Here is an 18,645-nt window from a genome sequence, read left to right on the forward strand (position 1 = left end):
ATCACCAGTATGCTTACTGAATAACTAGTTGAATTCATTCTTTTGGGGGCAGCACCAAAACCCAGCAGGATCATCCAATAGGAGGCTTGTAACATGATACTTGAAACCGAACGGCTATGGTTGAAGCCGTATGCAGCGGACATGGCGGATAGCATTTACGCCGTAATTAAAAAACGCGAAATTGCCGACACGATGTTGATGATCCCGCATCCGTATCCGAGACAGCAACTCGATAGCTGGCTCGACTATGTCCAAAAAAGCTTTGATATCGGCCAATCCTTTGAATACGCCGTCTTCACGAAAGACCAGCCCGCACGCTATATCGGCAATTGCGGATTGGTCGCCGTGTCGAAAGCCCATCACTCGGGCGAAATCGGCTATTTCATCGATCCCGCCGAGTGGGGACAAGGCTATGCGACAGAAGCGTGCCGAAAAGTGCTCGAACAGGCCTTCACCGAACACGGCTTGAACCGCGTATTCGGCCGCTGCCTCGCGCGGAACCCAGCGTCGAGGCGTGTGCTTGAGAAGGCGGGCATGGCGTTTGAGGGACGTTTCAAACAGGAGTTTTTTATGGACGGTGCCTATGAAGACATTGATTATTTGGCGAGACTGAAACAGGACGCCGGTATGCCGAAACAAGACACGCCGTTTTGAATGCTGCGGCTCCTCTCAAAATAGGTTAGTAGCTGATGGGAAGTGGACCAGCTCGTCGTAAAAGTAATTGTGCTATAACACAAATTCTATGTTGTTTCATTTTTCCGCCAATTCCGAAACTTCCGTTGACAGCCCGTGTTCGGCTTTCTATACTTGATATATAACAGTTGGACACTAGAGACACGAGAGGGGTTTTCGAAATGATCGTACCATTGACACCGCTGGACTGGAAACGACGCGCGGTAAAGTATTACCCGGACAAGGTAGCCGTAATCGACGGAGACACGCGTTTCACGTACAAGGAGTTTGCCCGCCGCTCCGACCAGTTGGGGATTGCCCTACATAATGCAGGCATCAAGGAAAAAGACCATGTCGCCGTGATGCTGCCGAATACCCATTATATGCTTGAAGCGTTCTATGGCATCCCGCCGCTCGGAGCGGTCATCGTGCCGCTCAATTATCGTTTGTCTGCCAAAGACTTGGGCTATATCATCAAGCACAGCGACGCGAAGATGCTGATTGTCGATGCGGAATACGCCAAAATCATCGAAGAGATCCAAGGCGACTTGCCGATTGAGAACTACATTATCGTGCCGGCTGAAGGGCATGAGACAAATCTTACGGGCATTGGCTACGAGGAATTTATCGGAGCGGTCACTGACGACGAGCAATTGCCAATCGTCGAACTTGACGAGAACCAGATGCTGTCGCTCAATTACACGAGTGGCACGACTTCCAATCCGAAAGGCGTTATGCAGACGCACCGGACGAATTATTTGAACGGCGCGAACTTCCTGCATCATTTGGAGATTAAGTTCGACGATGTTTATTTGCATACCTTGCCGATGTTCCACACGAACGGATGGGGCGGTGTCTGGGCGATCACAGCAGCAGGAGCCACGCATGTGTGCTTAAGAAAAGTCGACCCGCCGCTGATTCTCGATCTGTTTGAAAGCCACGGCATCACCTCACTGTGCGGCGCGCCGACAGTCGTCAATATGCTGGTCAATGAACCAAAGGCCAAACAGATCGAATTGAAGACCAAAATCCGTATGGGCACGGCCGGTGCGCCGCCTGCTGCGGCACTCATCGCCAAGGCCCAACAAACGCTCGGCCTCAACATGATGCACGTTTACGGGCTGACCGAGACTTCGCCATTCATTTTGTATTGCGAATGGAAAAACGAATTCGATGCGCTGGATGTTGACCAGCAAGCGAGCATCAAGGCGCGCCAAGGCATTGAACTGGCCTTTAACGGCGAAACGAAAGTCGTCAATCAGGGAGACGGAAAAGAAGTCGCCTGGAACGGCAAGGAGCTCGGGGAGATCATCACCCGCGGCAATGTCGTCATGGCAGGCTATTACAAAGATCCTGAGAAAACCGCGGAAGCGATCCGCGATGGCTGGTTTTATACCGGCGACCTCGCTGTGACACATCCGGACGGATTTATCGAAATTCAAGACCGCATCAAAGACATGATCATCTCAGGCGGTGAAAATATTTCGTCTACGGAAATCGAAGGCGTGCTCTATAAGCATCCGGCGATCGCAGAAGTGGCGGTCATTGCCGTACCGGATGAGAAATGGGGCGAAGTACCAAAAGCCATCATCGTGCTGCACAAGGGAGCGGAAGTGACCGAACAGGAAATCCTCGACTATACGCGTGATCATATGGCACGCTTTAAAGTGCCGAAATCGGTCGACTTCGTGGAATCGTTGCCAAAAACTGCAACCGGCAAGCTGCAGAAGTTCCAATTGCGTGAAATGTATTGGGGCGGCGGCAAGAAAGTCAATTAAGGCAGCTAAAAAAGCGAGAACTCCTCAACCGGGAGCTCTCGCTTTTTTTATTGGGAAGCATTCTTTGTCGGGTTGCGTTTACGGATCAACGCAATCAATAGCAAAATCACCAAGCACATGCCGAGTGCGCTATACAACAGGGAGCGCGGCAGCCACAACACCAGCCCGAACGCGACCGCGATTTCAATGGCCACTGCCGGCAATTTCCCAAGCGAGCTCGCCGCGAAAAAAGCAGGCGCCGAAATCCGTGTCAAGGCAGCGCCTGCCGTGACGGCACTGGACGGGACAAATGGCAAGATGCGCAGCCCCAATACGGCCCACCAGACGCTTACAGGGGATTGATTGCGGAAAAACCGGAACCAGGAACGCTGTTGCCACGCATCCGGGATATGTTTCGCCCCGTAGCGGTACAGCCAAAATCCAAACAGTGCGCCGATCATCTCTCCGCTGATGGACAATGCACTGCCGCCGATCAACCCGAAACGGTCGAGGTTGATTGGGGTAATGAGAAGGCTCGGGATGAATCCAAGCGTGCCGATGGCGATATTGGCGATTAACAATAAGATGAATTCTAAAAAGCGCAGTAGGCCTTCCATTAGCGCGTCACCTCATTATTTACGGACAAGAAAGAGGTGCTCATCGCTTGGCGCCGAGGTTTTGCTGCTGCTCGCGAAATCGTTTCGGCGTGCTGCCGCTATGGCGTGTAAAAGCAGCGTGAAACTGCGTCGCGCTCTTATAGCCGCAGAGCCCGGCAATGTCCGAAACCGATTGCTCTGAAGCCAGGAGCAGCTGCCTGGCGCGCTCCATGCGGCAGCTGATGACAAATTGCAGCGGTGTCTGGCCGACCGACTCCTTGAAATGGCGGCTGAAATGGAATTTGCTGAGTCCGGAAGCGGCAGCAATGGATTCAAGCGAAAAGGGCAAATGGCAGGTTTCTTCCATTTGGTGCAAGATGCGTGCCGTTTTGGAAGAAGCCACCGTTTGAACCGGGGCGCTTGGTGGTTTGGCTGCAGCATACAACCAGTTCAGCAAAAGCTGCACTGGTCTTGACGAGTCAGGGCACACTTGTTGCAGTTCACGGCCCAGTTCGTCCAACACGGATGCGAGAAAAGCAGGGTGAGTAGGATAAGTGAAACAGATCGTGTCATTTACTGACTCAAGGGGATGCGTAACCAGCAGTCTTTGATAGCGCTGTTCACCATTAGAAGAAAAAGACAGTGCGTGCCATTGGCCAGGAGGAATCAGCGCAAGTGCTCCTGGCCCGAGCGTCATGCATTCAGCGTTTGCGGTGAGTTCGAGTTCACCTGACTCCACCCAGAGCCATTCTGCCAGTTGCTGGTGGCGGTGGAGCGGGATATGCACGGACTGTGTGGTCGCGACGGTCTTCGATTCAATAGCTTGCAATTCAAAATCACGGGTCATGTTCAGCCAACTTTCTTTCAGGGAGAGAATATGTTTATTATAGCAAGAAACAAGAAAAATAACGGAAAATTTTCGGGGTAAATACCAAAATCCGCTGCATGAACCGCAAGAATTGATAATTCCAGCGAATTTCATTTAGCAGACTGGCCCATTTTCTAAAAAAAAAAGCGAGTCATATTGCGTCCCGTTTCGCTGCATGCTCATAAAAAAGAGGCTTCCGATGAACGGAAACCTCTTTAAAAAGCAAACTGTAAATGTTCTAGCACACCGAATCGTTGGATTTCGGGACGGATAGGCCGAACAAAGGCCGCAAGTAAAGTGCGAAGAACGTACCGGCGAGAGCGAGAATGCCCCAAATATAGCCGTGCAGGCTAAACGAGGCGATGCCGCCGAAATATGCGCCGATGTTGCAGCCGAACGCAAGACGCGCGCCGTAGCCCATCAGCAAGCCGCCGACAACAGATGCCCAGAAATTGCCCATGGTGATTTTGGTGAACTTGAACAAGCCGCCAGCCGCTGAAGCGAGAAAGGCGCCGAGGATGACCCCGAAGTTCAACACGGTCGTGGAGTCTGCGAAAATGGATGATTCAAGCATTGCCGCGTTCGCGCCTTGCCAGTAGCCCCAGCTTGCGACGTCCACGCCGAAGAATTCAGCAATTTTCGAGCCCCATAACGCGAATGCGGACGTGATGCCCCAAGGCGTTCCACGCGTCATTAAGGTCAATGCGTTCAATACCGCAAGTGCGATCGCTGCGGCGAACAATGGCCAAGAGCCGCGGAAAATGCGTTTCCATCCTGTAGTAGTCGGAAGCGGCGCCATTTTCGGTGCGCGTTTCTTTTTCTCGATGATCAAGGTAATCCAAGCGATGAGCCCGAATAACGCAATTGACACGAACCATGCGCCGCCGTAGCCAAGCCCTGTAGACGTGGCCAGTGACACCGGTTCAAAAGCAGGCAAATCTTCTGTCCAAAACGGCAAGTGATACGCGCCGATGGTCGTTCCGATAATAAAGAACAACAGCGTGATGAACATGACCGAACGCCCGCCGCCGATCGCATACAGTGTACCGGAAGCACAGCCGCCGCCGAGCTGCATGCCGATGCCGAAAATGAACGATCCGACCACTAAGCTCACGCCGACCGGGGAAACGTAGCCTGACACCCCGGTGCCGAAGAACGAATAGCCATACGCTAGAATCGGCGCGAACAAGGTCACGGCAACTGCCAGCATGAGCATATGCGAACGCATCGCTTGGCCGTTTCCGACCGACATGAAGCGGCGGAATGCCGAGGTAAAGCCGAACCGTGCATGGAATAAGGTATAGCCGAGCAACAGCCCGATGCCAAGCAGCACGGTTTGTGCGATATGCTGCGTGGCGAGTAAATACACCGTCAATAACGCTGCGACCGCAATCCCCCCGGCAATCAAGGATTTCTGCGGTGCATTCAAGGCGGTGGTGTCCCGGTAAACGGGATCGTTTACTTCATTGACGGGTTGGACCCGCGTACTAGTCGTCATGTAAAACATCCTTTTCTGAGTGATATAGTAGGGAATAAAACATTATATTAAAGGAGCGTTTCAGTAAAGTCAACGGAGCGGCTTTCAGCTAGCAGGGAATTATGAAGGTTTGTAGAAGAAGGGCCGGGGAATAGAAGGATAATACGTCTGCGGACTGCTGCTAGTTGGTTCTGGAGAAAAATGTGAAGACACTAAATAGATAGTATTCAATGGTCCGGTAGATGGTGGTTTTAGGAACGAAAGCGAGGTGAAGTACCATGGACAATCGATTATGGATCAATTTGCCAGTGAAGGATTTGCAGGCAGCTCAAGCCTTTTATGAGCAAGCCGGTTTTTTGCTCCCCAAAGCGGATGCCAGCAATGCCCAGCAGGCGGCATTTTATTTAGAGGGCCAGCACCTCTACGTGATGCTGTTTCCTGAAGAAAGCTTTGAAGCTTTTACGCAGCAAGCGATCGCCGATACATCAATCGGTTCTGAGGTATTGTTTTCGTTATCGGCAAAAACCCGCGAAGAAGTCGATAACTTCATGTTCCGCATCGAACAGGCAGGCGGCACCGTCTTTGCGCCTCCGGGTGAACGAAACGGTATGTACGGAGCGGGGTTTTCAGATGTGGATGGGCATCGCTGGAACTTTTTGGTGATGGATGTTTAACTCGTTCTCTTCATAATGATAAAAAACCGGGACCGCACGAGGAGGCGCTTCCGGTTTTTTTCTGTGGAATAGTCTTTCATTTGGAATGAATAATGACCCATTTTAACGATAGGGAGGCAAGTCAAGCGGAATTACGGTACGATGGATAAATAGACCAAAGGTTTTGACTATTTTTGCATGAATTTTTTCATGTAGCTAGGAGCGAGTGTCCTGTGAATAATAAATTTCTTTTCGCGTTTCTCGTCATCATCACCACCAGTTTGATGGGATCTTCGTTTGCAGTCGGCAAAATCGGCCTCGAACACGTTTCGCCGCTGCTGTTGGTCGGGATCCGTTTCACGATTGCAGGCATCTTGATGGCCATATTCGTCAAACTGTTCAAGCGCAAGCACCCACGGCAGCGTTCCGAATGGCTGCATATCCTCATCATCGGTTTTTTCCAGACCGCTGGTGTCATGGGCTGCATTTTCCTGAGCCTGCGGACGATCACGGCCGGGGAATCCGCCATTTTGACGTTCACCAATCCTTTATTGGTAGTGATTTTTGGCACTGTCGCACTCGGCATTCGCTACCGCATCGTTCAATGGGGAGGGGTGCTGCTCGGGTTTTTCGGTGTTTTCATTACGATGGGCAGCCAAGTGAACTTGGAAGTCGGCACCTTGTTCGGCTTTGGCAGTGCCGTGTCCTGGGCGATCGGCACCTTATTGATCAAGCATTGGGGCATCCGGCTCGATACATGGGTGCTGACGGCGTATCAAATGCTGTTTGGCGGCTTGATTTTGCTGATGGCAAGCAGCTTATTGGAAACCCAGCGACTGGCCATCAATACAGAATCGCTCTTCATCATTTTCTGGCTGGCGATTCCGGCGTCGATCATCCAGTTTGCGATTTGGTTTTTCCTGCTGCAAAACGGCAATCCCGGGAAAGTGAGTGCCTTTTTATTCCTGGCGCCATTTTTCGGTGTCATCTCGGGATGGCTCGTTTTAGGGGAGCAAGTCGGGGTGTCGCTGATTATTGGGGGCGCGTTGATCTTTACAGGCATTTTCTTGGTGAATTGGCCCGAAAAGCGGCAAGAAGCGGCAATTCCTGGAAAAGCCATATAAAGGAGTACGATAGCGGATTTATAGCGGATTTATGCGAATAACAGATGCTGTGGATCGATAACAGGCGGCAACCAAATCAAAACTGCAGCTAGGAGCCAGCCGGAGCGGTTCATGCAAACTCAAGAAATTTAAGGAATGAAGAATCCGAAATAACTGTATGGATGATATCGTAAAAGATCTGATGAAAATCGCAGCAAGTTAACAAAAAAAATCACGATTATATGAGACGAACTAATGGCAACTTAAAAACCCAAATCGATTCAGCTGTTCATCAGCCGTTTCGATTTGGGTTTTTAAATTTCATCATCGCGACAATCCTTAAGCACAGTAATCGAGGAAATCCTAAAAAAACGCTCGAAATGACGATTGGATCCACATATCGAAAAACAGCCGGTTTCACTGAAAATCTCGGTTTCGTCTCACTGTCATGAGTATACTTATTAAATGAAACGCAGCTTCCTATAATTTATATTATGTAAACTAAAATTTAAAAAAGCCTATTAAAGAAAATTCAGCCGGTCCCCATCACCCAAGCGCTGCCTTTCTGTAGACCGGCTGGTGTTCATTTCAAATGGTCGTTTAAGATTCCTTCTTCCAGCACATCGAATTTATCACCGTGCACTTTCTCGATATGCATTTCACCCCACTGGCACAACGAATCCAAAATGCCTTGCAAGCTCCAGCCGTATTCACTTAGTTCGTATTCGACTTTTGGCGGCACTTGGTTGTAGACGATTCGGTTAATGACGCCATCAGCTTCTAATTCACGCAATTGCTGCGTCATCATCTTCTGTGTGATGTTTGGCATCAAGCGCCTCAGTTCGCTCGTTCTTTTCGTGCCGTGCGTTAAATGACAGAGAATCACCGTTTTCCATTTGCCGCCGATTACTTCCAACGTGGCTTCCACTGAAATATTGTATTTTTTCACCATGTCTTATCCCTCCAATAGGCACTAAAAAGTACCTACAGCACTTTAAAGTACGTACTTCCTTTTAAAATCCTCGTCATCCATACTAGCATGTATCGAACGAAATCGATCGATAAAAACGTTTTTGGAGGAGAAAAAATGTCTGCATCACAAAAAAGAAGTAATTTCGCTTTATTGGCATTGGCGCTTAGTGCCTTTGCCATCGGCACCACCGAATTCATCAGTGTCGGCTTGCTGCCGTTGATCGCCGAAGATTTAGGGATTTCCGTCAGCACAGCGGGTTTGACTGTGTCATTATATGCACTCGGTGTCATGGTCGGCGCCCCGGTACTGACCTCTGTCAGCGCAAATATGCCTCGGAAGTCTTTGCTGCTATGGATTATGGTCGTCTTCATTATCGGGAACTTGACTGCGGCAACAGCCTCGACTGTTGGCGTTCTACTCGCAGCACGAGTCGTTTCCGCATTAGCGCACGGCGTTTTTATGGCAATTGGCGCAACGATTGCGGCGGATCTGGTACCGGAAAACAAGCGAGCTAGCGCCATTGCAATGATGTTCACCGGGTTGACGGTAGCTACGGTGACCGGTGTCCCCTTCGGCACTTTCCTGGGCCAACAGTTCGGCTGGCGTTTCGCGTTCATGGCGATTGTCGCACTTGGTGTTGCAGCACTGATCGGCAACGCTTTACTCGTGCCGAGTGATTTGAAAAAAGCGGCGCGCACTACATTGCGTGATCAAGTCAAGCTGGTCACCAATGGCCGTTTGCTGTTGGTCTTTGCCATTACGGCGCTCGGCTATGGCGGCACGTTTGTCGTCTTCACCTATCTGTCTCCCTTGCTTCAGCAAGTCACGGGGTTTGCAGCTGGAACCGTCACAATCATCCTCTTCGGATACGGCATCGCCATTGCGGCGGGCAATACAATCGGCGGCAAATTGGCCAATCGCAACCCGATCCGGGCATTGTTCTATATGTTCTTGATTCAAGCCGTCATCTTGCTCATCTTGTCGTTTACAGCCACTTTCAAAATCGCCGGCTTGATCACCATTCTCTTGATGGGCTTATTCGCGTTTATGAACGTTCCAGGGCTTCAAGTTTATGTAGTCATGCTCGCGGAGCGTTACGTGCCGAGCGCTGTAGACACAGCTTCTGCCATCAATATCGCTGCCTTTAATGCGGGCATCGCCATTGGAGCGGTGCTTGGCGGTGCTGTGGCAGATTCGATTGGCCTGATCCATACGCCTTGGATCGGCGCAGTCATGGTCTTTGGCGCCGTGTTGCTGAGTGCCTGGAGCCGCAGCTTGGAGCAAGGATCTGAGCGAAAAGCTTCAGCTGTTGTCCGGAAATCCGCGGTGACGTAAAGGTGTTCATCCAATGCATAAAAAACCCCATCTCGGAATTGCTTCTGGGATAGGGTTTTCCGCTTTATTTTCATTAGACACATACGATTCATCCAGTTATTTGTACTGATTGCTGCGTTTCATGTCCCGAATGGCTTGAATCGATAATCTAACGAGCAAAATGACGCATAAGAACAGCCCTCCATATGCGGCAGTATTCAAGTAAATCGCGTACACCGTATCGATGAATTGGGCGATGGCCAATAAGGCAGCCGAGATGAACCCGAACGTGATTCCAGACATCAACAAGACAAACCTGGAGAACAACTGCATGACAAACCCGGAGTTGTGCTTATCGGAAAACACGTCGTGGTGCAAAATGATCTTGCCGCCTTCTACGCGCCGGATCAATTGATCGATGCGTTTCGGCAATTTTGCGACTTCCGGCAAGATGAGCACTAATTCCTCTTCGATCCGTTCTTTTGTAGCAAGCGGCTGTTTAAACGGTTTTTTCAACACCGATGTCTTGTATTCTTTCGCAAAGCTTTTCGCTTCCGTGAACATGTCAAAATTGGGGTCGATGGTGTGCAAAGTGCTGTCAAGGCTGATCAGCGACCTTAGCGCGATCCCGACAGACGGATAAAACGCCAAACCGAATTCACGAATGACATCGAATAAGGAATGGATCAATTCGGCTGTCGGGATGCGGTCGACATAGGAGATCTTCAGTAAAATCTCCCCTATGGCCTGTTCAAATTTCGCCCCGTCGATCTTCTCACTGTTTTCCACCAGCTTTCTGACCGCATCATGGACGATGCTGGCATCGTTTTGCTGGATGCCGATGATGAAATGATTGAGTGCTTCTTGCTGAGGCGCTGTTAAGCGACCGACCGAACCGAAATCAAGCAAAATCGGTTGGCCATCCGTTTCATCGATAAAAATGTTACCAGGATGCGGATCCGCGTGGAATATGCCGGAAAACAGCATTTGTTCTAGAAATGAAAACAACACCGTGCGCCCAAAATTTTTCGGCTCGACTGTAAAGTGTCGGAACACCGCATCGCCTTGTGAGATGCTTTTCCCCTGAAAATACTGCATGACAATAATCGTTGAATTGCTGTATTCCCTATAGACTTTCGGGATCTTGACTTGATTCTTGCTGTCTTCTAAGGCATTTTTCACTTGGATCATATTGCGCATTTCGATTTCAAAGTCGATTTCCTCGCGCAAGCCATTGGCGAATCCAATTGCTAGTTCACGGAATCCGATGTTCTGTGCCCACGTCGATTTGCTGGATACCCATTCGGAGAATTCCACTAAAATGTCCAAATCATCCCGCATGATGGCGCTCACTTCCGGGCGCTGCATCTTGATGATGACCTCTTCATTGGTCTTGCGCAGCACGCCGCGGTGGATCTGGCCGATCGAGGCCGAGGCGAGCGGTTCTTTGTCGAGTTTGGAGAACACTTCTTCAATTGGCTGGGCCATGGATTTTCGCAGGATTTCTGTCACTTGTTCTTTTGGCAAGGCTTTGACGTTTTGCTGCAGCTGGCTCAGTTCTTCGATGAATACGGGTGCAAACAAATCCGTCCGTGTTGATAATACTTGGCCGAATTTGATGAATACGCCCCCTGCTTCTTCAAGCGTCCTGCGGAAAGCGACCGCAAGCTCCCGGTTATTTTCACGATGACGCGCATATTTCAAGGTGCTGGAAATGCCGTTCTTGACCGCAATCTCCAGTACTTTGCTTAAGCGTTTCTGGCGTCTCCAGCGATTGCGCAGCCTTTTCCAGATAAATTTGCGGTTGGTCATGCGTTCGCCGCGGTCGCCAAGTTCAATCGGGTCGAATAATTCGAGGATCAAGTAAAACAGCATCGAAATCATCAACATGCTGCCGATCCAAATGACGGTGCTGGTGTCTGTCAACATCGTTGCGAAGGCATCGTCCATGAATTCGGTATACCGTAAATAGGAATACCAATACACGAATGTCGTCAGCACAATTCCAAGCACGACGGACAATATGCGTTTGGTAAAATTCACTTTCGATCCCATCAAGCGGCCACTGACAAAATAAATAAAAATGGCGATGACCAGCATTTCAGCAATCATCCGTACATATATGACCATTCGCGGACTCCTTTCCCTAAACCACCGAACCTGCAATGAATTATCGGTTTGTCTTTCGTTGCAATACAACTTTAGCCCTTCTATATAAGTAATTTCGAGGTGTCGGCAAGTCCTTCCTGCTTTTTCTTTGCGGTGAATGTTTTTTGGTTGATGGCGGTTTTTCTTTTTTGTATTATACCTTATGTAGTTTATTACAATTATTTTTGATTTTCGGCTTATTTATGCTGTCATCTTTTATTCATTTTCCGATTCCGCTTGCTGCTTAACCCTGTTCATGAAGTTTAACACGGTATTTCGGGCTGCTTTTTTACTGCCGGCCAAAAGCATCATCTTTCCCGTAACGCTTATGCCTTTGTTTTGCCCTTCATAAATAAAGCGCGTGCTTTGTGCGGACTCTTGTTTCAAACTGAACGCATAGCGCACTTTGAACATGTGCCCCATCTCAAAAGCCGTCTCGCGGTATTTTCTGTCGGGTTCATCCACATAGGATAAAGTTTCAACGATATAGCGCTGCTGCTGTTTGCCCTCTGTATAAACTTGCGCGTGTTTAGCGCCTGTGGCATTATTCTCCCCTTCGAGCAGGTCATGCGATTCCACTTTTGGCATAATGCGCTGGATCTGCTCGTCCTGGAACAAATTCCAAACCTTTTCAATCGGTGCATCGATAATCATTTGCTCTTTCCATTTAACCATTTTTCTCATCCTTTCATGAACTCTTTTCTACAATTCTCGTAAATGCTTACTGCTGCCCTTTGATTCCGTTACAATGGAAACAGCAAAACGATTATGGAGTGATTTGATGAGAACCTCAACGATTCTGTTTATCTTTTTACTGGTGATGCATCTATTGACCGTCCTCAACACTTTGTTGTTTGGCGGCAATTTAAATGATCTTGTGTTCTGGTTCAATTCCGCCTTGTTTATGGCGGCGCTGGCCGTGTTTGTTTACCGGCGCGGCATATTCGATGCCAAAGAAGCGCCTACGTCTGAACCTGCCAAAAAACGCAAATGATTTGGCGCCATCAGCAATTCATCGATACCCTGTAAAACACCGCCCATTCCAGGCGGTGTTTTTTCATTCAATTTTTTTCATATGACTGAAGAATTTCTTCACATTTACCGGACAGCATGCCAGACCCAGCGAAGCCTTGCAGCAAACCCGTAACGGTCAAGTTCGTGAATTTATGGCCCATGGACGCTAACTGCTGTTCAAAAGCTTCTATGTCGCCGCTATAGCCGCGGATCAACTGAGTGAATTCCTGGAGTTCAGCTTTTGATAAATCATGCACCACAATGGCTTCATGGATCGTCGGCTCACGCATTTTATCTTCCAATGCATCCCCAAGCAACGCCAATAAAGTCCGGTTGTGAAACTTTAGTTTTTCAATTTCCTGATGCAAGCTTTTCAGTTCAATTTGTTCCATGCGTCAAGCTCCTTTTAGCTTTTTGTAATCACTTTGCCTTCGCATCCAACACTTCAAGATGGTCAATGAAGTTATATTTTTGGATCTCCCAGCGCTCGCTGGCATACGCCAAGTGATTCATGCCGCCATTTTGCAAACGGACTTCGCCGTCGTATTCGCCGTGCGCCAATTGTTCAAGAATGGCATTGATGACGCCTCCGTGCGCCACGACGAGCACACGTTGGCTGCCGAAGCGTTCATTGAGTTGAGAAAGCCCGCTCGACAGCCTGCCGTGGAATTCTTCTGGCTGTTCCTGGCCAGGGTAATTCTTGTCGGGATACAAGCCGTAACGCTCCTCTGCTGTCATGCCTTCTGCTTTGCCAAAATGCTTTTCCTGGAACTCTTCCATTTCAAATACCGGCAAACGCATCGTTTCATTGATGATCGCCGCGGTCTCTTTGGCGCGCTTGAGCGGGCTCGTCACGATGACGTCCCACGCTTCTTCCGTCAGGTGAGATCCACACGCGCGTGCTTGCTGCTTTCCTGTCTCGTTCAGCGGCACATCCGTCGTCCCTTGGATGCGGCCGACTTTATTCCACTCTGTTTCTCCGTGCCGAATCAGGCAGATAATCGTCATCGTACGCTACTTCCCTTCCGTTGCTAATTGATTCATTACTGCTAACCATCAATCTTCGCGTTGTTTTGTTTTGCGTTGTTTGCTCCAGCGCCAGAACATGATCGCTTCCCCGATTACCACACCGATCGCCCCTGCAGCGACCAAGGTCGATGTATCCGGGTCATCGTTGATCAAAAATGCAATGACAACGCCCACTACAAGCCCGCTCAGTAAAACGGCATATGCATTTTTGCGTGATTTCAGATAATCCACTGTCTCGCACCCTTTCTTATTGCTATTATTCCATCTTGCCGAAGTTCTCTTGAGAACGCAAGAATTGTCAGCATCCAGTTGCCTGTACTGGTATATTATCTTGGGTGCCTTTTTTAAAATTACCTAATAACCTTATGTAGTTTAATACATGTAAATTGACGGAATCAACATCAAAAAAATAGAGCCCGTTTCGGCTCTATTTCGTTTCAACCACGAACGATGTCATTTTTGTTATTTGCAGCTCGCCGTCTCCTTGCCATTCATAAAAATCGCAATAGCAGTATTTGCGTTCCCTGTCATTTCCGCCTTTTGCGGTCATGACGCCTTTCACCGCACCTTCCTGCCCTGCGGCAATGATGGTATCGACCTCAAACGCCATCTGTGTATAATCCTGCATCCCGAAAGCCGCATCCACTAATGCCTGTCTTCCCTTTAAAGGCATTGTCCCGACCATGATCCATTCCACATCGTCTGAAACATGCTGTTCAATAAAGTCTTTCTTTCCTTTGAAAAAAGCATCATTGAAATCCCTTAAAAAGTCGGTGGTGCTGCTCGTCCTCATATTTTTCCCTCCCTTTATACCAATCAGGCTCTTTTTCTTCAAATCAGCACTTAGTTATCCGAATATTCAACTTATTTACAGTTTACTCTCTTTGCTGCACCCTGCCTAGTCTATTGTTTCCGATTTCCTCTGTTTCTTTCGCTTCCCACTCATCAAGCTTGATTTTTTTCATTGCTTGCCCTCTTTAAATGGTTATAATGGAAAAATGCATGGTTACATTAAGCACTGGGAGGATACATCCAGAAGAAGGCTTGCATGCGCGTCCGGCTGCAGCACTTGTCAGTGAAGCGAACCGCTTCCAATCAGAACTCTCGCTCGAATTCAAAAATCGGACCGTTAACTTGAAATCCATACTCGGCGTCATGGGGCTTGGGATTCCGACCCGTTCTGCCATCACGATCCATGCAGACGGTGAGGACGCACAACAAGCAATACGCGGCGCAACCGCCTTATTGGAAGCGCATGGCATGATCGATTCAGGGCAATAACGCCTTTAAGCACATTTAACAGACGCTGTTTCATAGGCACAAAAAAACCGCCATCCGGTAATTTCCGGATGGCGGTTTTTCAATTATGCAGCTGTGGTGATATTTTTCTTCAGCAAGCCGACGAGGATCGCTGTTACAAACGAACCAGCAAGGATAGCGATCAAGTACATCAAGATACTTGCCGCTCCCCCGTCCACCAGGCCGATGACGAAGACGCCGCCATGTGGTGCACGAAGTCCGATATCAAACAGCATGACGAGTGCGCCGGTCGTTGCCGCACCCGCAACCGCTGACGGGATGACGCGAGCTGGATCGGCTGCAGCAAACGGGATGACGCCTTCAGTGATGAAGCTCGCGCCGAGAACATATGCCGTCTTGCCGGCTTCACGTTCCGGCTTGGTGAATTTCTTCTTGAACATCGTTGTTGCAATGGCCAGTCCAAGCGGCGGGACCATGCCCGCTGCCATAACCGTCGCCATGAAATTGAAGTTCTGTGCATCGAGCATGGCTATGCCGAATGTGTAAGCGGCTTTGTTGACCGGGCCGCCCATATCGACTGCCATCATGCCGCCTAGGAGAAGTCCGACGAGAACCAGATTGGTGCCGCCAAGGCTTTCAAGGAAAGCGGAGATTCCAGTATACACTTGAGTCAAAGGCGGATTGATCAGCATCATGATGACCCCAGTGATCAAAATGCTGAATACCGGATAGAACAACACCGGTTTCAATCCTTCCAGGCTTTGCGGAATGCCTGAGAACACTTTCTTCACGAGCAGCGTTACGTAACCGGCAAGGAAACCAGCGATCAAACCGCCGAGGAAACCGGAACCGCCGCTAGCTTCTTCAACGCCTGTGACCGTGATTGCAAGCAAGCCACCGATCATCCCTGGAGCAAAACCTGGACGGTCAGCAATGCTCATCGCGATGAATCCGGCAAGGACAGGAACCATTAAGAAGAACGCCGTGCCGCCGCCGATAGTTGACAGCATCGCAGCAAATTCATTGTATTCCGGGCTATCTGGATTTGCCGCATTGATGCCGAAGAAGAACGACAGCGCGATCAAAATCCCGCCGCCGACAACGAATGGCAGCATGTTCGAAACGCCGTTCATCAAATGCTTATAGAATCCTGATTTTGTCTCTGGGCCGGCATCCGCGTCTTTGGTGCGGTCATGCTTATAAACAGGCGCATCTTGAGCCAGTGCGCGGTCCAAAAGCTGGTCCGCTTCGTAGATCGCCTTTCCGACTTGTGTCTGGATGACGTGCTTGCCATCGAATCTCGCCATTTCGACTTTCGTATCGGCTGCCACGATGATGGCATCCGCTTCGGCGATTTCTGCATCGGTCAAGCGGTTTTTCACGCCGCTCGAGCCGTTTGTTTCCACTTTCAAGTTGATGCCGCGCTCTTTCGCACGCCCGTTGAGCTTCTCAGCCGCCATATAGGTGTGAGCGATGCCTGTCGGGCAAGCCGTAACAGCCAGGATCTTGCCGCCTGCAGCGGGTTCTGCTGTGCCGGCAACCGGTGCACTGTCATCTGCTTGTTCCGGCCCATCCACTTCCGCTTCTTTCGCAGAGACGATGTCGAGCACTTGCTGTTTCGACTCGGCTTCTAAAATATTGACGCGGAATTTCTCATCCATCAAAAACGTTGCGAGGCGCGATAAAGCTTCCAGGTGATCATCATTTGCCCCGGCTGTTGCCGCGATCATGAAAAACAGCTGTGCAGGCTGTCCGTCCAGCGATTCGAAGTCAATGCCGTCAAAAGAACGGCCGAACGCAATGGCAGGTGTTTTGACCGCTTCGGACTTTGCATGGGGGATGGCAATGGTGTCGCCGATCCCTGTCGTGCTTTGTTCTTCGCGCGCCAGGATATCTTTCGTGAATTGCTTTTTGTCGTTCAATTTCCCGGCCCGGTCCAGTTGCCCAGCCAGTTCGTCCAGTACTTCCCGTTTGGAGCCGGCTTTCAGATCCAGAATGATGGTGTTTTCCGTCAATAATTGTGTAATTCTCATTTTGTCACATCCTTTTCTTCGAATGGGGTTACGGTCACTTCTGGGAGCAATTGTTCCACATCTGCCTGTTCGCATAAATCGGTCCGAAAAGCAGTGGCGCTTCCGCTGGCGACGCCGTATTGGAACGCTCTCTCCGGGTCTTGATGCTGAATATAGGAAGCGATGAATCCAGATACCAAGGAATCTCCCGAACCGACGGTGTTGACGACTTTGCCTTTTGGCACTTGGGCTGTATAGCGATGTTCACGGGAAGCATAGATGGCTCCCGCCCCGCCCATGGAGACGACGACATGCTGGACGCCTCTTTCCACCAGCCGGCTGGCATAATGGAAAGCTTGTGCTTGGGTGGTGATTTCGACTCCGAACATCTCTCCGAGTTCATGCTCGTTCGGTTTAATGAGGAAAGGCTTCGTGTCTAACAATTCCTGCAGCGCGGGGCCGGACGTATCGAGCACGAAATGAATGCCACGCTCCTGGCAACGATCGGCGAGATCCTTGAAGAATTGGGTCGGCACCGATGACGGCAAACTTCCCGCCAAGACGAACCAATCGCCTTGTGCCATAACGGCAATTTTTTCTTTCAGTTGTTCCAGCTGCGATCCCTCGAGCACCGGGCCGGGCCCATTCAATTCGGTTTCTTGGTCGGTCTTGATTTTGACATTGATTCGCGTGATCGCGCCGGTGTCGATAAAATCGGTCTCGATGCCTTCTGCGTCCAGGAACTCTTCAATAAAGCGTCCTGTAAAACCACCAGCGTATCCGAGCGCCCGGCTTTTCAGGCCCAAACGGCTGAGTACGCGCGAGACATTGATGCCTTTGCCGCCGGGGTAATAATACACTTCATCCGAACGGTTCAAGGCACCGCTTTCAAAATGCGTTAAATACGCTGTGTAATCAATGGATGGAGCGAATGTGCATGTGTAGATCATTGTGTCACCACCTTAATAGTTGTTTGTCGTTCGATTTCTTCCAATGCCTCATCCGGCAAGCCGTCGATGATGAGTGCGGACCGGCTTAAGTCGAAGATGTGCGCAAAACTGACTTTGCCGTATTTGGATTGGTCCGCAAGCACGTAACAGCTTCTGGATAATTCCCCGGCCCTTCGCTTGACGGCCGCTTCTTCAGGGTCCGGTGTTGTGAAGCCGTGACTGGGGTGAATTCCATTGACGCCGAGAAAGCTTTTATCGAACCGGTAATTCTCCAGCGACTGGGTCGCCTGAGGACCAACTAAAGCACCCGTGCGCGACTTGATGAATCCACCTGTCAAATAGGAAGTGATCCCGTGCTCGATCAAGGCTTCCAGGTGGCTCAGTCCATTGGTGACAACGGTTACATCTTTGTCTATTAAAAAGGGGATCATTTGCGCCGTCGTCGTGCCTGCATCCAGGAACAGCGAATCGCCTGTTTTGACGAGCGAGGCCGCATAGCGCGCAACCAGCTGTTTTTCCTTCAGGTTCTTTGCCGCTTTATCCGACAAACTCGGTTCCGGCACATTTGGGGCGATCCGGCTGGCACCGCCAAAAACGCGTTCCAGCTTCTGCAATTCCTCAAGTTCCGTCAAATCACGGCGGATGGTGGATTCTGAAGCCGCGGTCAGTTCGACCAGCTCCTGAATTTTGATGCTTTGCTTTTCTTTCAAAAGGTTTAAAATCAGTTGATGCCGCTCCGTGGTCAGCATTCAGTCACCTTCTTTTCTTTTCTGATTAAATAGATAATACTTGAAATCGTTTACAAAATCAATCATAATC

At 49.8% G+C, this 18,645-nt stretch carries 19 protein-coding genes and 1 pseudogene; 7 read left to right on the forward strand and 13 right to left on the reverse strand.

What is annotated here, in order from left to right; genetic code table 11:
• Nucleotides 1-93: 93 nt before the first annotated feature.
• Both AUC31_RS07105 and AUC31_RS07110 read left to right on the forward strand, forming a co-directional pair.
• Nucleotides 94-654, forward strand: coding sequence for a GNAT family N-acetyltransferase (locus AUC31_RS07105; RefSeq protein WP_058380715.1), 561 nt, complete (start codon nucleotides 94-96; stop codon nucleotides 652-654).
• Between the two features lie 200 nt (nucleotides 655-854).
• A complete protein-coding gene (locus tag AUC31_RS07110; protein WP_058380714.1) occupies nucleotides 855-2,450 on the forward strand; it encodes a long-chain-fatty-acid--CoA ligase in 1,596 nt (531 codons plus the stop codon).
• 47 nt (nucleotides 2,451-2,497) lie between these two features.
• Here AUC31_RS07110 and AUC31_RS07115 read toward each other — a convergent pair whose 3' ends face one another.
• From AUC31_RS07115 to AUC31_RS07125, 3 genes are all read right to left on the reverse strand, one after another.
• Nucleotides 2,498-3,046 (reverse strand): TVP38/TMEM64 family protein, encoded by a 549-nt coding sequence (locus AUC31_RS07115; RefSeq protein WP_058380713.1) that lies wholly within the window; start codon nucleotides 3,044-3,046, stop codon nucleotides 2,498-2,500.
• 40 nt (nucleotides 3,047-3,086) lie between these two features.
• Nucleotides 3,087-3,872: an AraC family transcriptional regulator gene (locus AUC31_RS07120; RefSeq protein WP_058380712.1), complete on the reverse strand. Its 786-nt coding sequence runs from the start codon at nucleotides 3,870-3,872 to the stop codon at nucleotides 3,087-3,089.
• A 259-nt stretch (nucleotides 3,873-4,131) separates the two neighbouring features.
• Complete coding sequence (locus AUC31_RS07125) at nucleotides 4,132-5,391, reverse strand: YeeE/YedE family protein (RefSeq protein WP_058380711.1); 1,260 nt, start codon at nucleotides 5,389-5,391, stop codon at nucleotides 4,132-4,134.
• A gap of 257 nt (nucleotides 5,392-5,648) precedes the next feature.
• On the opposite strand from AUC31_RS07125, the gene AUC31_RS07130 reads away from it, so the two are divergent.
• Both AUC31_RS07130 and AUC31_RS07135 read left to right on the forward strand, forming a co-directional pair.
• The gene (locus AUC31_RS07130; RefSeq protein WP_058380710.1) at nucleotides 5,649-6,044 is read left to right on the forward strand and encodes a VOC family protein; all 396 of its coding nucleotides are present in this window, start codon (nucleotides 5,649-5,651) and stop codon (nucleotides 6,042-6,044) included.
• A 263-nt stretch (nucleotides 6,045-6,307) separates the two neighbouring features.
• A complete protein-coding gene (locus tag AUC31_RS07135) occupies nucleotides 6,308-7,147 on the forward strand; it encodes a DMT family transporter (RefSeq protein ID WP_058383635.1) in 840 nt (279 codons plus the stop codon).
• A gap of 562 nt (nucleotides 7,148-7,709) precedes the next feature.
• Here AUC31_RS07135 and AUC31_RS07140 read toward each other — a convergent pair.
• Nucleotides 7,710-8,078 carry a winged helix-turn-helix transcriptional regulator gene (locus tag AUC31_RS07140; protein WP_058380709.1) on the reverse strand — a complete coding sequence of 123 codons (369 nt, stop codon included), beginning with the start codon at nucleotides 8,076-8,078 and terminating at the stop codon, nucleotides 7,710-7,712.
• A gap of 135 nt (nucleotides 8,079-8,213) precedes the next feature.
• Between AUC31_RS07140 and AUC31_RS07145 the strand changes: the two genes are divergently transcribed.
• Nucleotides 8,214-9,434 (forward strand): MFS transporter, encoded by a 1,221-nt coding sequence (locus AUC31_RS07145; RefSeq protein WP_058380708.1) that lies wholly within the window; start codon nucleotides 8,214-8,216, stop codon nucleotides 9,432-9,434.
• Between the two features lie 96 nt (nucleotides 9,435-9,530).
• Here AUC31_RS07145 and AUC31_RS07150 read toward each other — a convergent pair whose 3' ends face one another.
• Together AUC31_RS07150 and AUC31_RS07155 are read right to left on the reverse strand one after the other, a co-directional pair.
• A complete protein-coding gene (locus AUC31_RS07150; RefSeq protein ID WP_058380707.1) occupies nucleotides 9,531-11,543 on the reverse strand; it encodes an ABC1 kinase family protein in 2,013 nt (670 codons plus the stop codon).
• 234 nt (nucleotides 11,544-11,777) lie between these two features.
• Nucleotides 11,778-12,236: an SRPBCC family protein gene (locus AUC31_RS07155; RefSeq protein ID WP_058380706.1), complete on the reverse strand. Its 459-nt coding sequence runs from the start codon at nucleotides 12,234-12,236 to the stop codon at nucleotides 11,778-11,780.
• 106 nt (nucleotides 12,237-12,342) lie between these two features.
• On the opposite strand from AUC31_RS07155, the gene AUC31_RS07160 reads away from it, so the two are divergent.
• Complete coding sequence (locus AUC31_RS07160) at nucleotides 12,343-12,555, forward strand: hypothetical protein (RefSeq protein WP_058380705.1); 213 nt, start codon at nucleotides 12,343-12,345, stop codon at nucleotides 12,553-12,555.
• 67 nt (nucleotides 12,556-12,622) lie between these two features.
• On the opposite strand, the gene AUC31_RS07165 is transcribed toward AUC31_RS07160, so the two are convergent.
• The 4 genes and pseudogenes from AUC31_RS07165 to AUC31_RS07180 all read right to left on the reverse strand — a co-directional run.
• A complete protein-coding gene (locus AUC31_RS07165) occupies nucleotides 12,623-12,967 on the reverse strand; it encodes a hypothetical protein (RefSeq protein WP_058380704.1) in 345 nt (114 codons plus the stop codon).
• A 28-nt stretch (nucleotides 12,968-12,995) separates the two neighbouring features.
• Entirely contained in the window at nucleotides 12,996-13,583 is a 588-nt protein-coding gene (locus AUC31_RS07170; RefSeq protein ID WP_058380703.1) for a histidine phosphatase family protein, read from the reverse strand.
• Nucleotides 13,584-13,631: 48 nt separating this feature from the next.
• Nucleotides 13,632-13,835, reverse strand: a complete 204-nt coding sequence (locus tag AUC31_RS07175; protein ID WP_058380702.1) for a hypothetical protein — start codon at nucleotides 13,833-13,835, stop codon at nucleotides 13,632-13,634.
• Between the two features lie 304 nt (nucleotides 13,836-14,139).
• Nucleotides 14,140-14,397 (reverse strand): annotated as a pseudogene (locus tag AUC31_RS07180) (nuclear transport factor 2 family protein); the annotation flags it as partial.
• A gap of 209 nt (nucleotides 14,398-14,606) precedes the next feature.
• Between AUC31_RS07180 and AUC31_RS07185 the strand changes: the two are divergent.
• The gene (locus AUC31_RS07185; RefSeq protein ID WP_058380700.1) at nucleotides 14,607-14,885 is read left to right on the forward strand and encodes an HPr family phosphocarrier protein; all 279 of its coding nucleotides are present in this window, start codon (nucleotides 14,607-14,609) and stop codon (nucleotides 14,883-14,885) included.
• Between the two features lie 83 nt (nucleotides 14,886-14,968).
• Here AUC31_RS07185 and AUC31_RS07190 read toward each other — a convergent pair whose 3' ends face one another.
• From AUC31_RS07190 to AUC31_RS07200, 3 genes are read right to left on the reverse strand one after another with little or no spacing between them, the layout of a single operon-like run.
• On the reverse strand, nucleotides 14,969-16,897 hold the full coding sequence (locus AUC31_RS07190) for a PTS fructose transporter subunit IIABC (RefSeq protein ID WP_058380699.1): 1,929 nt from the start codon (nucleotides 16,895-16,897) through the stop codon (nucleotides 14,969-14,971).
• Complete coding sequence (gene pfkB / locus AUC31_RS07195; protein WP_058380698.1) at nucleotides 16,894-17,826, reverse strand: 1-phosphofructokinase; 933 nt, start codon at nucleotides 17,824-17,826, stop codon at nucleotides 16,894-16,896. Before pfkB ends, AUC31_RS07190 begins: the two co-directional genes overlap by 4 nt.
• Nucleotides 17,823-18,575, reverse strand: a complete 753-nt coding sequence (locus AUC31_RS07200) for a DeoR/GlpR family DNA-binding transcription regulator (protein ID WP_058380697.1) — start codon at nucleotides 18,573-18,575, stop codon at nucleotides 17,823-17,825. Before AUC31_RS07200 ends, pfkB begins: the two co-directional genes overlap by 4 nt.
• Nucleotides 18,576-18,645 lie beyond the last annotated feature (70 nt).

Source organism: Planococcus rifietoensis (assembly GCF_001465795.2).
Taxonomy (GTDB): Bacteria; Bacillota; Bacilli; order Bacillales_A; family Planococcaceae; genus Planococcus; species Planococcus rifietoensis.